General features: G+C 69.5%; 18 protein-coding genes. 15 read left to right on the top strand and 3 right to left on the bottom strand.

Annotated features, from left to right (window positions below; translation table 11 throughout):
* The first annotated feature begins 54 nt into the window (after positions 1 to 54).
* Entirely contained in the window at positions 55 to 1,038 is a 984-nt protein-coding gene (locus ACFWIW_RS41550) for an SMI1/KNR4 family protein (RefSeq protein ID WP_378373511.1), read from the top strand.
* A gap of 19 nt (positions 1,039 to 1,057) precedes the next feature.
* Here the strand turns inward: ACFWIW_RS41550 and ACFWIW_RS41545 are convergent, their stop codons facing one another.
* Entirely contained in the window at positions 1,058 to 1,402 is a 345-nt protein-coding gene (locus tag ACFWIW_RS41545) for a hypothetical protein (protein WP_020630431.1), read from the bottom strand.
* 214 nt (positions 1,403 to 1,616) lie between these two features.
* On the opposite strand from ACFWIW_RS41545, the gene lpdA reads away from it, so the two are divergent.
* The 7 genes from lpdA to lipB all read left to right on the top strand — a co-directional run bounded on the left by lpdA (position 1,617) and on the right by lipB (position 8,806).
* A complete protein-coding gene (gene lpdA / locus ACFWIW_RS41540; protein WP_378373510.1) occupies positions 1,617 to 2,990 on the top strand; it encodes a dihydrolipoyl dehydrogenase in 1,374 nt (457 codons plus the stop codon).
* A gap of 56 nt (positions 2,991 to 3,046) precedes the next feature.
* Positions 3,047 to 4,813 (top strand): 2-oxoglutarate dehydrogenase, E2 component, dihydrolipoamide succinyltransferase, encoded by a 1,767-nt coding sequence (sucB, locus tag ACFWIW_RS41535; RefSeq protein ID WP_378373509.1) that lies wholly within the window; start codon positions 3,047 to 3,049, stop codon positions 4,811 to 4,813.
* 132 nt (positions 4,814 to 4,945) lie between these two features.
* On the top strand, positions 4,946 to 6,028 hold the full coding sequence (locus tag ACFWIW_RS41530; protein WP_378373508.1) for a serine hydrolase: 1,083 nt from the start codon (positions 4,946 to 4,948) through the stop codon (positions 6,026 to 6,028).
* A 22-nt stretch (positions 6,029 to 6,050) separates the two neighbouring features.
* Positions 6,051 to 6,542 carry an ArsR/SmtB family transcription factor gene (locus tag ACFWIW_RS41525; RefSeq protein WP_378373507.1) on the top strand — a complete coding sequence of 164 codons (492 nt, stop codon included), beginning with the start codon at positions 6,051 to 6,053 and terminating at the stop codon, positions 6,540 to 6,542.
* A 14-nt stretch (positions 6,543 to 6,556) separates the two neighbouring features.
* Positions 6,557 to 7,441, top strand: a complete 885-nt coding sequence (locus ACFWIW_RS41520; protein ID WP_378373506.1) for a TIGR01777 family oxidoreductase — start codon at positions 6,557 to 6,559, stop codon at positions 7,439 to 7,441.
* Positions 7,438 to 8,052, top strand: a complete 615-nt coding sequence (locus ACFWIW_RS41515) for a phosphatase PAP2 family protein (protein ID WP_378373505.1) — start codon at positions 7,438 to 7,440, stop codon at positions 8,050 to 8,052. The genes ACFWIW_RS41520 and ACFWIW_RS41515 overlap by 4 nt, the downstream gene beginning before the upstream one ends.
* Positions 8,053 to 8,062: 10 nt before the next feature.
* Entirely contained in the window at positions 8,063 to 8,806 is a 744-nt protein-coding gene (gene lipB / locus ACFWIW_RS41510) for a lipoyl(octanoyl) transferase LipB (RefSeq protein WP_378373504.1), read from the top strand.
* A gap of 51 nt (positions 8,807 to 8,857) precedes the next feature.
* Here lipB and ACFWIW_RS41505 read toward each other — a convergent pair whose 3' ends face one another.
* Positions 8,858 to 9,793, bottom strand: coding sequence for an LLM class F420-dependent oxidoreductase (locus ACFWIW_RS41505; RefSeq protein ID WP_378373503.1), 936 nt, complete (start codon positions 9,791 to 9,793; stop codon positions 8,858 to 8,860).
* Positions 9,794 to 9,817: 24 nt separating this feature from the next.
* Complete coding sequence (locus ACFWIW_RS41500; protein ID WP_093938700.1) at positions 9,818 to 10,435, bottom strand: TetR/AcrR family transcriptional regulator; 618 nt, start codon at positions 10,433 to 10,435, stop codon at positions 9,818 to 9,820.
* 132 nt (positions 10,436 to 10,567) lie between these two features.
* On the opposite strand from ACFWIW_RS41500, the gene ACFWIW_RS41495 reads away from it, so the two are divergent.
* The 7 genes from ACFWIW_RS41495 (at position 10,568) to ACFWIW_RS41465 (ending at position 16,791) form a co-directional block, all read left to right on the top strand.
* Positions 10,568 to 11,098 carry a hypothetical protein gene (locus ACFWIW_RS41495; protein WP_378373502.1) on the top strand — a complete coding sequence of 177 codons (531 nt, stop codon included), beginning with the start codon at positions 10,568 to 10,570 and terminating at the stop codon, positions 11,096 to 11,098.
* Positions 11,099 to 11,141: 43 nt separating this feature from the next.
* Positions 11,142 to 12,098, top strand: a complete 957-nt coding sequence (locus tag ACFWIW_RS41490; protein ID WP_378373501.1) for an oxidoreductase — start codon at positions 11,142 to 11,144, stop codon at positions 12,096 to 12,098.
* Positions 12,099 to 12,135: 37 nt separating this feature from the next.
* Positions 12,136 to 13,137, top strand: coding sequence for a lipoyl synthase (lipA, locus tag ACFWIW_RS41485; protein WP_378373500.1), 1,002 nt, complete (start codon positions 12,136 to 12,138; stop codon positions 13,135 to 13,137).
* A gap of 61 nt (positions 13,138 to 13,198) precedes the next feature.
* Positions 13,199 to 13,861: a DedA family protein gene (locus ACFWIW_RS41480; RefSeq protein ID WP_038510102.1), complete on the top strand. Its 663-nt coding sequence runs from the start codon at positions 13,199 to 13,201 to the stop codon at positions 13,859 to 13,861.
* Between the two features lie 9 nt (positions 13,862 to 13,870).
* Entirely contained in the window at positions 13,871 to 14,737 is an 867-nt protein-coding gene (locus ACFWIW_RS41475) for a patatin-like phospholipase family protein (protein ID WP_378373499.1), read from the top strand.
* Between the two features lie 92 nt (positions 14,738 to 14,829).
* Positions 14,830 to 16,029 (top strand): Ig-like domain-containing protein, encoded by a 1,200-nt coding sequence (locus ACFWIW_RS41470; protein ID WP_378373498.1) that lies wholly within the window; start codon positions 14,830 to 14,832, stop codon positions 16,027 to 16,029.
* A 15-nt stretch (positions 16,030 to 16,044) separates the two neighbouring features.
* Entirely contained in the window at positions 16,045 to 16,791 is a 747-nt protein-coding gene (locus tag ACFWIW_RS41465) for an NAD-dependent deacetylase (protein WP_378373497.1), read from the top strand.
* Positions 16,792 to 17,263 lie beyond the last annotated feature (472 nt).

The raw sequence follows: 17,263 nt of genomic DNA, 5'->3' as shown, positions 1-17,263 counted from the left end.
CGGCTGAGCCGAGGGAAGGGGGCCTTCACGCGCATCTGTGGCAGGGTCGGTGCCGTGGACAGGGACGCGTATCTCGAAGGCGCGATCAGGGACGTGCTCAGCGGCGACGACGCGACGCTCGACGACCGGATCGGGCACGCGGCGCTGCTGTTCGCCGCGTCCGGGGCGATGGCGGACGCCGACCGGCTGGTCACGCATTGGCACGCGCTCACCGAACGTCCCGTCACGGCGCTGGTCCCCGGCGCCGTGCAGGCCCGCGCGTGGGCGATGCTCTTCGAAGCGCGAGGAGCGCATCCGGACTGGGCGGCGGGGATGATCCCGCTCGACCTCGACGCCGAGGAACGCGCCCACGACGACCATCTCGCTCGGCGGGTGTCCGATCTCGACGGTCTGCTCGGCGGCTCCCCGATCGGCGAGGCCGTCTCGTATCTCGGACCGGCGCGCCCGGATCGGTTGCGTGAGGCCGTCGCGCGCGGCGACCTGGACGCCTGGGCGGAGATCGCGTCGCGACAAGGCCGGCCGGACGTCGCCGTGCTCGCCGCGACCCGGCGCCTCGCGCCCCGGCTCGCCGCAGGCGCGGACCCGCTCGGGCTCGGCGGCTGGACGGAACTGTGCGCCGGGGCGCTGGTCGCGGCGCTGTACGAGCGCTACCCGCCCGACACCGGCTCCTGGCGCGAGCTGATCGGGGGCATCCTCCGGCTGCGCGGCGGGGGCACCGCTCCCCCGGCGGCGTCACCTCGCACCATCGACGCGGCCGAGGCGCGGCTCGGGCTCCGGCTGCCCGGCGACTACCGCGAATTCCTCCGGACCTGCGACGGCCTGCCCGCGGACGTCGTCTTCCCGCGGCTGCTCGGGACGGCGGAACTGCGCGCGGAAGGCGGTGTCGTCGTGATCGCGGATCCGGCCGTCGTGCTACTGACGGCCGCGGGTGAGCAGTGGCGGACGGTCGAGATCGACCCGGCGCTGGGCACGACGGTGCATCCGGCGTTCCGTGCGCTGCTGGAGCGGCACCTGCTCCTTTTGGCGCAATCCGCGTGAGTTCCCGGAAACCCCCGCGTCAGGCTTCGCCGCGCTTCTTCCGCTCGGTGTACTCCCGCATCCGCTTCGGGTAGCCGACCCTCGCGACCTCGTACACGGGGATCGACCGTTTGTGACCGAACTGCTGCGCCGCGTCCAGGCTCTCGATCCGGCGCCGGGTCCACTCACCGTCATGCGCGATGAGGACGACCGTGGTCTCGGTGACGTTGGTCTTCGGCTCCACGTACGCCTCGACACCGGTCCGTGAAGACGCCCACTCCTCAAGATGCTTGAAGTCGTTTGAAGAGGCTTTCCGCAGCGTACCGGGCTTTTGCCCGCCTTTAGAGCGCCGGCGCAGCGAGTCGAACAGACCCACTCCGACCACCTCACTTCCCATTCGCGTCCGATGTCCATTATCCCGACGCGGGCGTGTGCTCAGCGTGGCGGCCCGCGCGGGTCGTGTCCCGTGGGTCACAGGACGCGGCCTAGGTCGCAGGCTCTCCACACGTAGTGACAAGATGGCAAGTGTCCGCGCGCGCGTATACCGCGCGGAGCGGCGCCAGAGCACCACCCCTACCGCTTGCCGAGGAGTTATTGAAGTGACCGACACCTCCGCCGACCTTGTGATCCTGGGTGGCGGATCGGGCGGCTACGCCGCCGCGTTCCGCGCGGCCGAGCTGGGCCTTTCCGTCACCCTGATCGAAAAGGACAAGCTTGGCGGGACGTGCCTCCACCGAGGCTGCATCCCGACCAAGGCCCTCCTGCACGCGGCGGAGGTCGCCGACGAGACCCGCGACGCCGAGACCTTCGGTGTGAAGGCCGTGCTGGAAGGCATCGACATCGCCGGCGTCAACAAGTACAAGGACGGGATCATCTCGCGCCTGTACAAGGGCCTCCAGGGCCTGGCCAAGGCGCACAAGGTGACCCTCGTCGAGGGCACCGGGACGTTCGTCGGCGGCACGACCGTCGAGGTCGACGGCACCCGCTACACCGGCAAGAACGTCATCCTCGCCACCGGTTCGTACTCGAAGACGCTGCCGGGCCTGGAGCTGGGCGGGCGCATCATCGCCAGCGAGCAGGCGCTTTCGCTGGACTACATCCCGAAGAAGGCCATCGTCCTCGGCGGTGGTGTCATCGGTGTCGAATTCGCGTCCGTCTGGGCGTCCTTCGGCGTCGACGTCACCATCGTGGAGGCGCTGCCCCGCCTGGTCCCGAACGAGGACGAGTACGCGTCCAAGCAGCTCGAGCGCGCTTTCCGCCGTCGCAAGATCGCCTTCAAGACCGGCGTCCGGTTCACCGGCGCCAAGCAGGACGACAACGGCGTCAGCGTGTCGCTGGAGTCCGGCGAGACGCTCGAAGCCGACCTGCTCCTGGTCGCCGTCGGCCGTGGCCCGAACTCGGCCGGGCACGGGTACGAGGAGGCCGGCGTCAAGATGGAGCGCGGTTTCGTCCTCACCGACGACCGCCTGCGCACCAACCTGCCGAACGTCTACGCCGTCGGCGACATCGTCCCCGGCCTGCAGCTCGCGCACCGCGGGTTCCAGCAGGGCATCTTCGTCGCGGAAGAGATCGCCGGCCAGGAGCCGCGCGTGATCGACGAGAGCGGCATCCCGCGCGTCACCTACTCGCACCCCGAGGTCGCTTCGGTCGGCCTCACCGAGTCGCAGGCGAAGGAGAAGTACGGCTCCGACGTCACCACCTTCACCTACGACCTCGGCGGCAACGGAAAGAGCCAGATCCTCAAGACCTCCGGCGGGGTCAAGCTGATCAAGGCTCCGGACGGGCCGGTCGTCGGCGTGCACATGGTGGGCGACCGCGTCGGCGAGCTGATCGGCGAAGCTCAGCTGATCTACAGCTGGGAGGCCTTCCCCGAGGACGTCGCCCCGCTCATCCACGCGCACCCCACGCAGACCGAGGCCCTCGGTGAAGCGTTCCTCGCCCTGGCGGGCAAGCCGCTCCACGTCCACAGCTGACGTCTCACCGTCGAAGAACCAGACCAAGCAAGACATATCAAGGGAGTCAGCGAACGATGGCCTACTCCGTCACGTTGCCGGAGCTCGGTGAGAGCGTCACCGAGGGCACCGTCACCCGGTGGTTGAAGCAGGAGGGCGACACCGTCGAGGTCGACGAGCCGTTGCTCGAGATCTCCACGGACAAGGTCGACACCGAGGTCCCGTCCCCGGTCGCCGGCAAGGTCGTGAAGATCAGCGCTCAGGAAGACGAGACCGTCGAGGTCGGCGGCGAACTCGCCGTCATCGACGACGGGACCGGCGGCGTGCCGGAGTCCTCCGGTTCGGCCGAGCCGGCCGCCGAAGAGGCGCAGGCCGAGCCGGAGCCGGAGCCCGCGAAGGAAGAGGCCTCCGCGCCGTCCCAGCCGGACACCGCGCCGGCTTCGGGCGGCGAAGGCACCGAGGTGAAGCTGCCCGAGCTGGGCGAGAGCGTCACCGAGGGCACCGTCACCCGGTGGCTCAAGCAGGTCGGCGAGAGCGTCGAGGTCGACGAGCCGCTGCTCGAGATCTCCACGGACAAGGTCGACACCGAGGTCCCGTCCCCGGTCGCCGGCACCGTGCTGGAGATCCGCGCAGGCGAGGACGAGACCGTCGAGGTCGGCGGGGTGCTCGCGGTGATCGGTGCCGCCGGTTCCGCCCCGGCCCCGAAGGCCGAGCCGAAGCCGGAACCCAAGCCCGAGCCGAAGCCGGAGCCCAAGCCGGAACCGAAGCCCGAGCCCAAGGCCGAAGCGGCTCCCGCGCCGAAGCCCGCCCCGGCTCCGCAGGCCGCCCCGGCTCCCAAGGCCGAGGCACCGAAGCCGGCCGCGAGCAGCGACAACGGCTCGGACAACGCGCCGTACGTGACGCCGCTGGTCCGCAAGCTCGCTTCGGAGCACGGCATCGACCTGTCGTCGCTGTCCGGCAGCGGTGTCGGTGGCCGCATCCGCAAGCAGGACGTGCTCGCGGCCGCCGAGGCCAAGCAGAAGGCCGCCCCGGCTCCGGCCGCGCAGCCCGCTGCCGCCGCCCCGGCCGCCGCCGCTCCGTCGGCTCCGCGCAAGGCCACGGTTTCGCCGGAGCTCGCGGCTCTGCGCGGCACCGTGCAGAAGGCCAGCCGGATCCGGCAGATCACCGCCACGAAGACCCGCGAGTCGCTGCAGGTTTCCGCGCAGCTCACGCAGGTCCACGAGGTGGACGTCACGAAGATCGCCAAGCTCCGCCAGCGGGCGAAGGCGGCCTTCAAGGAGCGCGAGGGCGTCAACCTGACGTTCCTGCCGTTCTTCGCGAAGGCCACCGTCGAGGCGCTCAAGCAGCACCCGAACGTCAACGCGTCCTACAACGAGGACACGAAGGAGATCACCTACCACGGTGCGGTGCACCTGGGGATCGCGGTGGACACCGAAAAGGGTCTGCTGTCGGTGGTCATCCACGACGCGGGTGAGCTCAGCCTCGCCGGTCTCGCGCACCGCATCGCCGACCTGGCCGGCCGCGCGCGTTCGGGCCAGATCAAGCCGGACGAGCTGTCGGGCGGCACCTTCACGATCACGAACATCGGCTCCAACGGCGCCCTGTTCGACACGCCGATCATCGTGCAGCCGCAGTCCGGCATGCTCGGTACCGGCGCGGTCGTGAAGCGCCCGGTCGTGATCGCGGACGCCGACGGCAACGACACGATCGCCGTCCGGTCGATGGCGTTCCTGCCGCTGACCTACGACCACCGCCTGGTGGACGGGGCCGACGCGGGTCGCTTCGTCACGACGATCAAGCAGCGTCTGGAAGAGGGCAACTTCGAGGACGAGCTCGGTCTCTGATCCTCTGGTAGTGGCGTGAAGGCCCTCGTCCCGCTTCGGCGGGGCGGGGGCCTTCCTCTTTCCCGCGGTTTGACAGCCACCCCGGACTCTAGTATTCCGGAATTACGGAAAACAAGAGGGAGGGTGTTCACCATGCTGACCAGACGCCATCTGCTGGCCGGAGCCGCCGCCGGCTCGGCCGCGCTGCTGCTGCCGGGGACCGCGAGCGCGGCGCAGCCGGACACGACGACCGAACAGGGCTGGCTCGACTGGATCGCCGCGCACCGGCACGACGTCTCCGTCCTGATCGACGACGGCGCCGGCCGCCGTGCCGAGCGCGATCCCGACGTCCGGCGGGTGCTGGCCTCGTCGATCAAGGTCGTGCATCTCAGCGCGTACGCCGCCGCGGTCGCCGAAGGCAGGCTCGACCCCAAGGAGCGGATCCGGGTGGGCGACTGGGACGCCCACCACCCCTTCGTCGCCGACGGCCGCGCGCACTTCCAGGCGCTCAACTGGCTGGGCGTTCCCTGCGACGACTTCGGCATCGCCAAGGATCCCGAGCAGCGTGTCCCCTTGGCCAGGCTCGCCGAAGCGATGATCCTCTTCAGCGACAACGCCGCCACGGACTATCTCCGCACCCGCCTCGGTGATCCCGCCCTCCGGCGGGCGGCGGCGCGGGGCGGCTGGGCGAGGCCGGACACACGCTCGCTCGGCGGCGAGGTCCTGATGCTGATGATGCCGGAGTACGCGCCCCCGCCCGGCAGCCCGGTCGCCGTCCGGCGGGCGATGGGCGACGCGGTCGCGCGCCGGTTCGTCCGCGATCCGGGGTTCCGCGCCGAAGCCTTCAGGCGCTGGCCGGACATGCCTGCCACCTCCGACGCCCAATGGCCGTGGATCAAGGGGCACGGTCAAGGCTCGGCGACGGATCTGTTCTCACTTCATCGCAGCATCGCGAAGGGCCTCTACCCACCCGCGCGCGAGATCCTCGCGAAGCCGCTCTCGGACCGAGTGCCGCCCGGAGCGAGCGAAGTGCTCTTCAAGGGCGGAAGCCTGCCCCGCACACTGACCGTCGGGCTTTCCGTCCGCTGGCCGGGCGGGCGTTCGGGCACGGCGGCCTTGCTGCTCACCGGCCTGAGCGACCAGGACGTGCAGAACGCCCTGCCACTCGTCGAACTCGTGCTCGCGGCACTGTCCGACCCTGCGCGGTTCACGGCCCTGGAACGAGCGCTCCGCTGAGGCGACGGTATAGATAACCGGCATGGACGCTGAGCTCGCCGACCGGATCGCCGCCCTCGAAGCCAGGGTCGCCGCGCTCGAAGGGCGGCAGGACACCGAACCGGCGGCGAGCCCCGGCGGGCTGATCGGCTACCACGGCGAGCTGACCGAGCCACTCGAACTGAGCTGGGCGATCGACGTCACGCCCGGTCCGGTGCTGGGATTCGCGGACGGGCCGCGGGTCGAGGTGCTCGCGGCCCTGTCCAGCACCGCGCGGGTGGCGCTCGTGCGGACGCTGGCCGAGAAGGGCGCGCAGACCGCGCCCGCCCTGCAGGAGGCCGCCGAACTCGGCTCGCCCGGCCAGCTGTACCACCATCTCAAGGCGCTGACCGGCGCCGGGATCGTCGAGCAGGACAAGCGCGGCAGTTACCGGCTTCGCCCCGCCGCGACGATCCCGGTGCTGGTGCTGCTCACCGCCGCGTCGGACGTCGCCGGGCAGCTGAAGAACCTGAGCGTGCGTCCGGATCGCGGATAGGACACGATCGGATCATGCGAGTTCTGATCGCGGGCGCGAGCGGACTGATCGGCACCTCCCTGACGACACGGTTACGCCGTTCCGGGCACGAGGTCGTCCGCCTCGTCCGCCGGGAGGAGCGGGCGGCCGACGAGCGCCGCTGGGATCCCCCCGCCGGGGAGATCGCCGACGGCGCGCTCGACGGGGTCGACGCGGTCGTGAACCTCGCGGGCGCGCCGCTGCTGCCCGGACGCTGGAGCGCCGCCCGCAAACAGGTACTCCTCGACAGCCGGGTCGAACCGACGGAGGTCCTCGCGGAAGCCGTCGCCGAACACGGGATCCCCGTGCTGGTCAACGCTTCCGCCGTCGGCTACTACGGCGACCCCGGACCGTCCCTTGTGGACGAATCGAGTCCGGCGGGACGCGGTTTCCTCGCCGGGCTCTGCACCGCGTGGGAAGGCGCCACCGAGTCCGCGGCCACCGCCGGCGCCCGTGTCGTGCGCATCCGCACCGGGCTGGTGCTCGCGCGCAAGGGCGGGCTCCTGGACGTCCTGCGGCCGCTGTTCCGCTTGGGACTCGGCGGGAAACTCGGCGACGGCAAGCAATACATGCCGTGGATCTCACTCGACGACGAGGTCGGCGCGATCGTTTTCGCGCTGGAGAACGAATCCCTGTCGGGCGCGGTGAATCTCTCGGGACCGCAGCCCGCCACGAACGCCGCCTTCACGAAGGCGCTCGCCCGCGCCGTGCACCGGCCGGCGATCTGGCAGGTGCCCGGTTTCGCCATGAAGATCGCTCTCGGGCAGGCGGCCGAGGAGATGGCGTTGTTCGGGCAACGGGCCATGCCGCGTGCGCTGGAGGAGGCTGGATACGCGTTCCGCCATCCGACCCTCGAGGACGCGCTGGCCGCCGCGACATGACCTTGCAGCGCGGGCTGTACACCCTCGCCGGATTCCTGCTGCTGGCCGGCTTCGTCATCCTCGGGCTGTCCGTCGACGAGCGGCCGCCGCCGGTGGACGTCGCCCTCGCCGACGCGTTCCGCGATCAGCACACCCGGCCCGCCGGGCAGGTGGCCGGCCTGGTCACGCATGTCCTCGGCCCGGTGCTGCCCTTCGCGCTGGGCGCCGTGCTGGCGCTGATCGCGTGGCGCCGCCGCGACCTGACCGTCCTGTGCGTCAAGCTGGCCGTCGTCCTGCTGCTGTGCCGCATGACCAGCCTGATCGCGAAACCCGCCTTCTACCGGGAACGGCCTCGCGAGTTCCCCGATCTGAGCTATCCGAGCGGGCACGTGGTCGCCGTCGCCTGCACGGGGTTCGTCGCGGTGCTGCTGTGCGCGTGGACCCGGCCGCATCTCGCGCGCCTGGCGATCACGATCGCCGCCGCGGCGACGGTGCTCGGCGCCCTCTGCCGCATCGTGCTGGGCGTGCACTGGCTGACCGACACCGCGGGATCCGTGCTCGCGGTGGGTGGTGTGGGCCTGATTTCGGCGGCCGCTCTGGGCCTGCTGCCACTGCCGCGCGGCGGCGCGTAGTGTCGCTGACGTGAGCTCTTCGACCACGTCATGCCGTGCCGCCACCGAGCCCGTCGACGTCCGCGAGATCGGGACGATCGACTACACCGAAGCCTGGGAACTCCAGCGCCGATACGTGACAGCCCGTGCCGACGGCGAGGGCCCCGACACGATGCTGCTGCTGGAGCACCCGTCGGTGTACACGGCGGGCAAGCGCACCGAAGCCGAGGACAGGCCGACCGACGGCACCCCGGTGATCGACGTCGACCGCGGCGGCAAGATCACCTGGCACGGTCCTGGTCAGCTGGTCGGGTACCCGATCGTCAAACTCGCCGACCCGATCGACGTCGTGCACTACGTGCGACGTCTCGAAGAGGCCCTGATCACCGTCTGCGACCAGCTCGGCGTGCACACCGGCCGGGTCGAGGGCCGCAGCGGCGTCTGGATCCCCGCCGACGACCGCGGCCCGGAACGGAAGATCGCCGCGATCGGCATCCGCGTCCAGCGCGGTGTGACCATGCACGGTTTCGAGCTGAACTGCAACGCCGACCTGGGCGCCTTCGACAAGATCGTCCCGTGCGGCATCCGGGACGCGGGCGTGACTTCGCTTTCCTACGAGCTCGACCGCGAGGTCACCGTCGCGTCGGTGCTGCCGATGGCGCGTGAAGCCGTGCTCGCGGCGCTGGAAGGCGAGCTGCCGGTGAGCGACGAGCGCTGGCTGCCGCGCCCCGAGGCCCCGGCCGCCCCCGGCGTCACCTTCGCCCTGCAGAACTAGCGACTCGTGAGTGGTAAGGACGGTTAGAACCGTCCTTACCACTCACGAGGCTCAGTCCAGCTGAGGCGCGACCTCGGAGGCGATCAGCTCGACCTGGTCCAGATCCGAGAGGTCCAGCAGCTGCAGGTAGAGCCGGGTGATCCCGGTCTTCTCCCGCCATTGCCCGATCTTCTCGACGACCTCGGACGGCGTCCCCGCGAGCCCGTTCTCACGCAGTTCGGAAACCTCGCGCCCGAGCACCGAAGCACGCTTCGCGACCTCGGCGTCGTCACGGCCCACGGCGACGACGAGCGCGGCCGACCGGATGATCTCCTTGGGGTCGCGGCCGATCTCGCGCGCGGCGTCGTCGACGCGGCCGAACTGCGCCGCGGCGGCGTCCGGCCCCACGAACGGCAGGTTGAACTCGTCCGCGTAGCGGGCGGCGAGCGCCGGGGTGCGCTTCTTGCCGCCACCGCCGATGATCACCGGCGGCCGGGGCCGCTGCGCCGGCTTGGGCAGGCCGGGCGAGTCGACGAGCTGGTAGTGCTCGCCGTCGAAGGAGAACGTCTCCCCCTCCGGCGTCTCCCACAGCCCGGTGACGACGGCCAGCTGCTCGGCGTAGCGGTCGAAGCGCTCTTTGATCGGCGGCAGGTCGAGGCCGTAGGCGGTGTGCTCGTCGTCGTACCAGCCCGATCCGAGGCCGAGTTCGACGCGGCCGCCGGACATCTGGTCCACCTGCGCGACCGAGATCGCGAGCACCGACGGATGCCGGAAGGTGGCGGCGGTGACGAGCGTGCCCAGCCGCACACGCCGGGTCTCGCGGGCGAGACCCGCGAGGGTGATCCACGCGTCGGTCGGTCCCGGCAGCCCGGTCGCCGAACCCATCTTCAGGTAGTGATCGCTGCGGAAGAAGGCGTCGTAGCCCGCGTCCTCGGTGGCCTTCGCCACCCGGAGCAGGTCTTCGTAGCTGGCCCCCTGCTGGGGCTCGGTAAAGATCCTGAGGTCCACGCCGTCACCCTATAGACGGAGTGGTCAGCTCGCTTTCCCGTGCTCAGCGGGCGGAACACGGCGGAACCCGACGAGCAGCCGCACCAGGACCTCTTCGACCTGGGCGCTGACCTTCTTCGGCTCCGGCGAGCTGGCGATCTCGATCGCGGCGCTCGACAACGCGCCGAACAGCAGCCGCGCGGTGACGTCCACCGGGACGTCGTCGACCTCGCCGACCTCGATGAGCGACTGGATCCCGGTGCGGACCAGGCCGAAGCTGCACCGCTCCTCCGCCTCGCGCCAGCGTTCCCAGCCCATCACCACCGGCGCCTCGTGGATCGCGATGCGCTGGTACGCCGGGTCGAGGCAGCTCTGCAGGAAGCCGCGCAACCCGGCGAGCGCCCGCTCCCACGGCGAATCGGGGCCGTTCATGATCTTTTCGAGCCGGTCGAACACCTGGCTCTCGACCGTGTCGAAGGCAGCCTCGAACAGCGCCTGCTTCCCACTGAAATGGTGGTACAGCGCGCCTTTCGTCACCCTGGCCCGCTTGGCGATCTCGTCGAGAGACGTGCCCGCGTACCCACGTTTGGTGAACAGCTCAACGGCACTCTCGACGAGTGCCGACCGGGTGGACTCGGAGTAGTCCAGCCGCCTTGACCTCATTGTCGCCACCTTCACAACTTTACGCCGCCGGTCCCGCTCCATACCCATGGTATGTTGGCTGCTGTCAGGTCCGTACCGGGAGTATGCCGCAAACCTGCGGTATGAACCGGGTCACGGAGGGGAGCCCACATCATGAGCTGGAACGACTTCTACCAGCGGCGCGACATCCTCGAAGCCGCACTGCGCCAGGCGGGTCACCACCCGTCCGACGCGATCTCACTCGAAGAAATCCCTGGCGCCACCAAGTACTTCGCGACCGAAGAGGAGCTTCTGGTCGCCCTTCGGTACAAGTGGAACCAGGTGTTCGCCGGTCACCTCCGCGCCGAGATGACCGATCCGGACTACGCCGACCAGGACCTCGCGCTCGACCGGGTCGAAGCCGTCACCCGCGCCTGGAACAGCGCCACCACCGAACACGAGACCCTCCGCGCCGTTCTCGACGCGGCCCTCGAGCGGTGCCCCGCGCTGATCCCTGGCCACGAAGCCGAGCTGCGCACTCTCGCGCTGACGGCGGGGCTGGCCGACGGCAACGAGCCGGCCGAGGAGATCACCAAGGTCGGCAGCGCGTTCGCCACCCTGCTCCGGCACGGGCGGCACGCGAAGCCCGCCCGCCGCCGCAGCCCCATGGGTCACCTGCTCCGGTTGCTCGCGCCGAGCGCCTGACCTGGCGTAGCGGCACGGCCGACGATGTAGTTAGGTGACCCGCATGGCTGCTCACGCGCGCTGGACCGAGGCCGACATCCCGGATCAGACCGGCCGGACCGTATTCGTCACCGGCGCGAACTCGGGGCTGGGGCTGCGGATGTCCGAGGTGCTCGCGGGCAAGGGGGCCCGCGTGCTGCTCGGCTGCCGGTCGCCGGAGCGTGGCGCCAAGGCGCTGGAGCAGGTGCGCGCGGCCGCGACCGGGGACGCACCCGAGCTCGTCCGGCTGGATCTCGTCGACCTCGACTCGGTCCGCGAAGCCGCGAAGAAGGTCCAGGAGCTGACGGACGGCAAGCTCGACGTCCTGGTCAACAACGCGGGTGTGATGGCGACCCCGCGCGGCCACACCAAGGACGGTTTCGAAACCCAGTTCGGCACGAACCATCTCGGGCACGCGGTGCTGACCTGGCTGCTGATGCCGTCACTGCGCAACGGCTCGGGAGCGCGCGTCGTCACCTTGTCGAGTGTCGCGGCGACGGGCGCGCGCATCGACGTCGCCGACCCGAACTTCGAACGCCGGATGTACAACCCCGGCTCGGCCTACGGCCAGTCGAAACTCGCCAATCAGGTGTTCGCGCTCGAACTCGACCGCAGGCTGCGCGCCGCGGGCGAGGATGTCGTCAGCGTGGCGGCGCACCCCGGCTACACCTGGACGGGACTCGGTTCGGGAATGGCCCGTTCCTACCGCAACCGGGTGGTGCGCGCGCTCGTCGCCGGGGGCAACCGGATCGGCGAGATCTTCATCGCGCAGAACGCCCGCCAGGGCACCCTCCCGCAGCTGTTCGCGGCGACCTCCCCCGAGGCCGAAGGCGGCGATTACATCGGCCCTCGCGGGCTCGGCGGACTTCGCGGCGCCCCGGTCAAGGTGCGCCCGCTGGCCGCCGCTAGGAGCGAATCACTCGGTGCCGCGTTGTGGGATCTGACCACCAAGTTGACGGGCGTCACCCCCGACCCCGCGTGAGCGGCGAGCACTGCTCCGGCGGGCGTAGGGTGACGGTGTGAGTGCTGCCCCAGATGGCCGCAAGCTGTTGCGGCTCGAGGTCCGGAATTCCCAGACTCCCATCGAAAAGAAGCCGTCGTGGATCAAGACGCGCGCCCGGATGGGTCCGGAGTTCACCGAACTCAAAGGCCTGGTGCGCCGTGAAGGCCTCCACACCGTCTGCGAAGAAGCCGGTTGTCCCAACATCTACGAGTGCTGGGAAGACCGTGAGGCGACGTTCCTGATCGGTGGGGACCAGTGCACGCGGCGCTGTGACTTCTGCCAGATCGACACCGGCAAACCCGCCGAGCTGGACCGCACCGAGCCGCGCAAGGTCGCTGAAAGCGTCCAGGCGATGGGTTTGCGCTACTCGACCGTCACCGGCGTCGCGCGCGACGACCTGGAAGACGGCGGCGCGTGGCTGTACGCCGAAACCGTCCGTCAGATCCACGCGCTGAACCCGGGTACCGGGGTCGAACTGCTGATCCCGGATTTCAACGCGGATCCCGACCAGCTCGCCGAAGTCTTCAGCTCCCGCCCCGAGGTGCTCGCGCACAACGTCGAGACCGTGCCGCGGATCTTCAAGCGCATCCGCCCCGGCTTCCGCTACGCGCGGTCGCTGGAGGTCATCACCCGCGCGCGTGAGGCGGGTCTGGTGACGAAGTCGAACCTGATCCTCGGCATGGGTGAGACGCCGGAAGAGGTCGCGCCCGCGATGAAGGACCTGGTCGACGCGGGCTGCGAGATCCTCACCATCACCCAGTACCTGCGGCCCTCGCCCAGGCACCACCCCGTGGACCGCTGGGTCAAGCCCGAAGAGTTCGTCGAACATTCGAAGGCAGCCGAAGCGATGGGCTTCGCTGGTGTGATGGCGGGGCCGCTCGTACGCTCGTCGTATCGGGCCGGTCGCCTTTTCGCTCAGACGAAGGCCCACCGCGGGGAGCCGCTGTCGGAGAACCTTGCCCACCTGGCCGCCGAAGGTCCCGCCGCGCAGGAAGCCAGCTCGCTGCTGGCACGGTGACTCCGGTCACCCTCTTCGCGACATCGCCACCCACCAGGTCACGAATCAGTAAAGTGACCTGGTGGCGTTGGTAACTGATCTTCTGAACTGGCTGCAGGGACTCCCGGAACCGGGACTCGTCGCGGCGACCGGCGGACTCGTGTTCGCCGAATGCACCATCGGGCTCGGCTTCATCGCCCCCGGTGAATCGGGGCTGCTGGTCGCGGCCACGACGGCGACGTCGGTCTCGCGTTTCCTCACCCTGTGGGCGGTCGTGACGGTCTGCGCCGCACTCGGCGACTCGCTCGGCTACGCGATCGGCAAACGCTTCGGCCCGCGTCTGCGCGAGACGAAGCTGATCCGCAAGTACGGCCTCGACGCCTGGGACAAGGCGACGGGTGTGCTCGAACGGCGAGGCGCGTGGGCGGTGTTCTTCGCGCGCTTCCTCCCGGTGATCCGCACGCTGACCCCGGCCGCGTCCGGGACCTCGGGTCTGCCCTTCCGGAAGTTCCTGCCCGCCGCCGCGGCGGGCGCGGCCTGCTGGTCGGCCATCCACATCGGCATCGGTGCCGCGCTCGGCGAGGCGGCCAAGAAGGTCGAAGGCGCGCTCAACACCGGCGGCCTGGTCATCGTCGGCGTACTCGTCGGCGTCGCCGTGTTCTTCCTGCTGCGCTACAAGAAGAAGAAAGCGCTCGCGGTCACGGCCGAAGAAGCCACCCCGGCGAAGATCGGCGCGGACGACTAGATTCCGGGCATGGCCGCCCTGAACCTGCCCCAGCCGATCGGTTTCGTCCTCGGTGGCGGCGGCAGTCTCGGGGCGATGCAGGTCGGGATGCTGCGCGCCCTCACGGAAGCGGGCGTCGCGCCCGATCTCGTCGTCGGCACCTCGGTGGGCTCGTTGAACGCCGCCGTCCTCGCCCTCGGGGGTGAAGCAGGCGGCAGGCTCGACCGGATCTGGTCACGGATGACACGGCACGAGGCCTTCCCGGGCGGCGTGCTCAGTCAGGTGCGGACCCTGCGGCACAGCAAGACCAACCTGTTCCCCAACACCGGGCTCGCCGCGATCGTCGACGAGCACATCGGCGAAGGCGTCCGGTTCGAAGATCTCGCGCTGCCGCTGGGTGTCGTCGCGACGGACGTCGACACCGCGGAGCCGCTGCTGATCCGTTCCGGGCCCGTTCTGGCGCCTCTGCTGGCCAGTTGCGCGATCCCGGGGATCTATCCGCCGGTGCCCTTCGGGGAGCGCATGCTCTACGACGGCGGCCTGGTCGCCAACGTGCCGATGCGCCAGGCACTCACCATGGGCGCGAAATCGCTCGTCGTCCTCGACTGCGCCTTCCCCGGCAAGATGCCCGGCACCCCGCAGACCTTCGCGGAGGTGATGATGTTCACCGCGATGATCAGCATGCGGAACCAGGCGGTCCTGGAGGCGCCGATCGCCGCGGCCGAAGTGCCCGTGGTGTACGTGCCGGGGCCGAAGCCGGTGCGGGTCAGCCCGCTCGACTTCAGCCACACCGCGGCACTGACCGCCGAGGCCTACGAAGCCGCGAAGACCTATTTGGGTGAATTGAGGGTCGATGGCCCCGGTCTTTATGGTGCGCCCGGTCTCGTCGTGGCCTGACAGGCAACCATCCGGCAGCGATCACGTCTTCTTCGTCGCGTAGTTTTGAAAGAGAACTTTCCGCTGATGGCGCGACATAAAAAGAGAACCATATGTTTCCCAAGAAGACATTACTTTCGACGGCCGGAATACTCGCCGCGATACTGCTGATCTCGGCCTGCTCGTCATCCGGCGGCACCGGCGCTTCCGATTCCTCCGGCCCGAGCGCGGGATCGGACGAAAGCCCGGTTTCGGTGACCATCGACCCGGCGGGCGGGACGAACGTCAATCCGGCGACCCCGGTGGTGGTCAAGGCGGAGCACGGCAAGCTGATCGACGTCACCGTCAGCAACGCCGACAAGGGCAACCAGGTCAAGGGCGAACTGGCGAGCGACGGGCTCAGCTGGAAGACCACCGAACCGCTCGGCTATGGCAGCACCTACAAGATCGTGGCGCATGCCCAGGGCACCGACGGAAAGCCCGTCGAGCAACAGAGCAGGCTCTCCACGCTGAGCCCGAAGCAGCAGGCGAACCCGAACCTGATCCCGGCGCCCTCGGCGGTCGCTTCCGGCGGTGTCGGCGTCGGGCAGCCGATCGTGTTCACCTTCGGCCAGCCGGTGAAGAACAAGGCCGAGGTGGAGAAGAAGCTGTCCGTGGAGTCCACGCCGAAGCAGGAAGGCTCCTGGTACTGGATCGACGACAAGAACGTCCACTACCGCCCCAAGGTGTATTGGCAGCCTGGGACGACGCTCAAGGTGTCGGCGATGATCTACGGCGTCGATTTCGGCAATGGCGTGTACGGCGCCACCGATCGCACCGAAACGTACAAAGTGCATGATTCCTGGGTCGCGAAGGCCGACGGCAACACCGAGCAGATGCAGATCTTCCACAACGGCCAGCTCGCGAAATCGATGCCCATTTCCATGGGCAAGGACGCCACGCCGACCCATTTGGGCGCGCACGTCATTTCGGACAAACACGAGAATTACACGATGGACTCGTGCACGTACGGCGTCTGCCAAGGGCAGCCGGGGTACTACAAGGCGAACGAGAAATGGTCGCTGCGCATCTCCAACGACGGCGAGTTCGTCCACGAGAACCCGAACAGTGTCGGCGCGCAGGGCAGCTCGAACGTGTCGCATGGCTGCATCAACCTCAACGCGGCCAACGCGCAGTGGTTCTACCAGAACATGGGGCTCGGCGACGTCGTCGAGGTGACCAACTCCGGTGGCCCGCAGCTGCCGGTGTGGGACCTCTACGGCGACTGGTCGAAGTCGTGGGCGAACTGGCAGGCGGGCAGCGCGCTCAAGTAGAGGGATGATGGGCCGGTGACCAGCACCCTGAGCACCGCCCGCTCACTCGTGGCCGGCGCCGGCCGGATCGTCGCACTGACCGGCGCCGGGATCTCCACCGACTCGGGGATCCCCGACTTCCGCGGCCCGCAGGGGCTGTGGACCCGCGACCCGGGCGCGGAGAAGATGTCGAACCTCAAGGCGTACCAGGGCAGCCGCGAGGTCCGGGAACGGACTTGGCAGGCGCGGCTGGTGCATCCCGGCTGGGACGCCGTGCCGAACCCGGCGCACTACGCGCTCGAGCGCCTGTCGCCGGCGTGGATCGTCACCCAGAACATCGACCGGCTGCACCAGAAGGCGGGCTCTCCGCCCGAGCGGGTGCTGGAACTCCACGGGACCATGTTCGAGTCCGTCTGCCTGTCCTGTGACGATCACCGGGACATGCGCTCGACGCTGGAACGCGTCCGGGCAGGCGAGGCCGACCCGCCCTGCCTGGTGTGCGGCGGCATCCTGAAGTCGGCCACCGTGTCGTTCGGCCAGCACCTGGACCAGAACCTGCTCCGCGCCGCCCGCGCCGCCGTCTCCGACAGCGATCTCCTGCTGGTGGCCGGATCTTCCCTGAGCGTGCAGCCGGCCGCCTCGCTGGTGAGCGTCGCTTCACGGGCCGGCGCCGCCGTGGTCATCTGCAACGGCACCGAGACGCCCTACGACTCCATGGCCACCGCCGTCGTCCGCGGCCCGCTCGCCGACACCCTCCCCGCGCTCGCCCCTTCCCGCATTTAGTCCTCTAAATGCGGTCGGGTCTCCCGCTCCTTCGCGTGCCCGTGCCCCTCGCTCGCGTGCCCAGGCTGTCGTCCCTCGTGCCCAAGGCCGTATTTCGTGTGCCTGTGGCCGTGTCTCGCGTGCTTGGGCCCGTGTCTCGCGTGCTTGGGCCCGTGTCTCGTGTGCTTGGGTCCGTATCTCGTGTGCTTGAAGCCGTATCTCGTGTGATCAGGTGGACGGCACCCGTGATCGCAGGGACGACACTCGTGATCAGACGGACGACACGGCCCACCCGGTGACGCGAGGCCGTGTCGTCCGTCTGATCACCTGTGTCGTCCCTGCGATCACGCGAGTTACGCCTTCAAACACGCGTGTGGCGGCTTCAAGCACGGGTGTAGCGGGTTCGGGTATGAAAAAAGGTCTGGGACCTGGGAGAACTCTCGGTTCTCGACCAGGTCCCAGACCTTTTCTAATGTTAGTCCGGCGGTGTCCT

It is taken from the genome of Amycolatopsis sp. NPDC058340, from assembly GCF_042723975.1.
Lineage (GTDB): Bacteria > Actinomycetota > Actinomycetes > Mycobacteriales > Pseudonocardiaceae > Amycolatopsis.
This window is presented reverse-complemented; position numbering and strand designations above follow the sequence as displayed.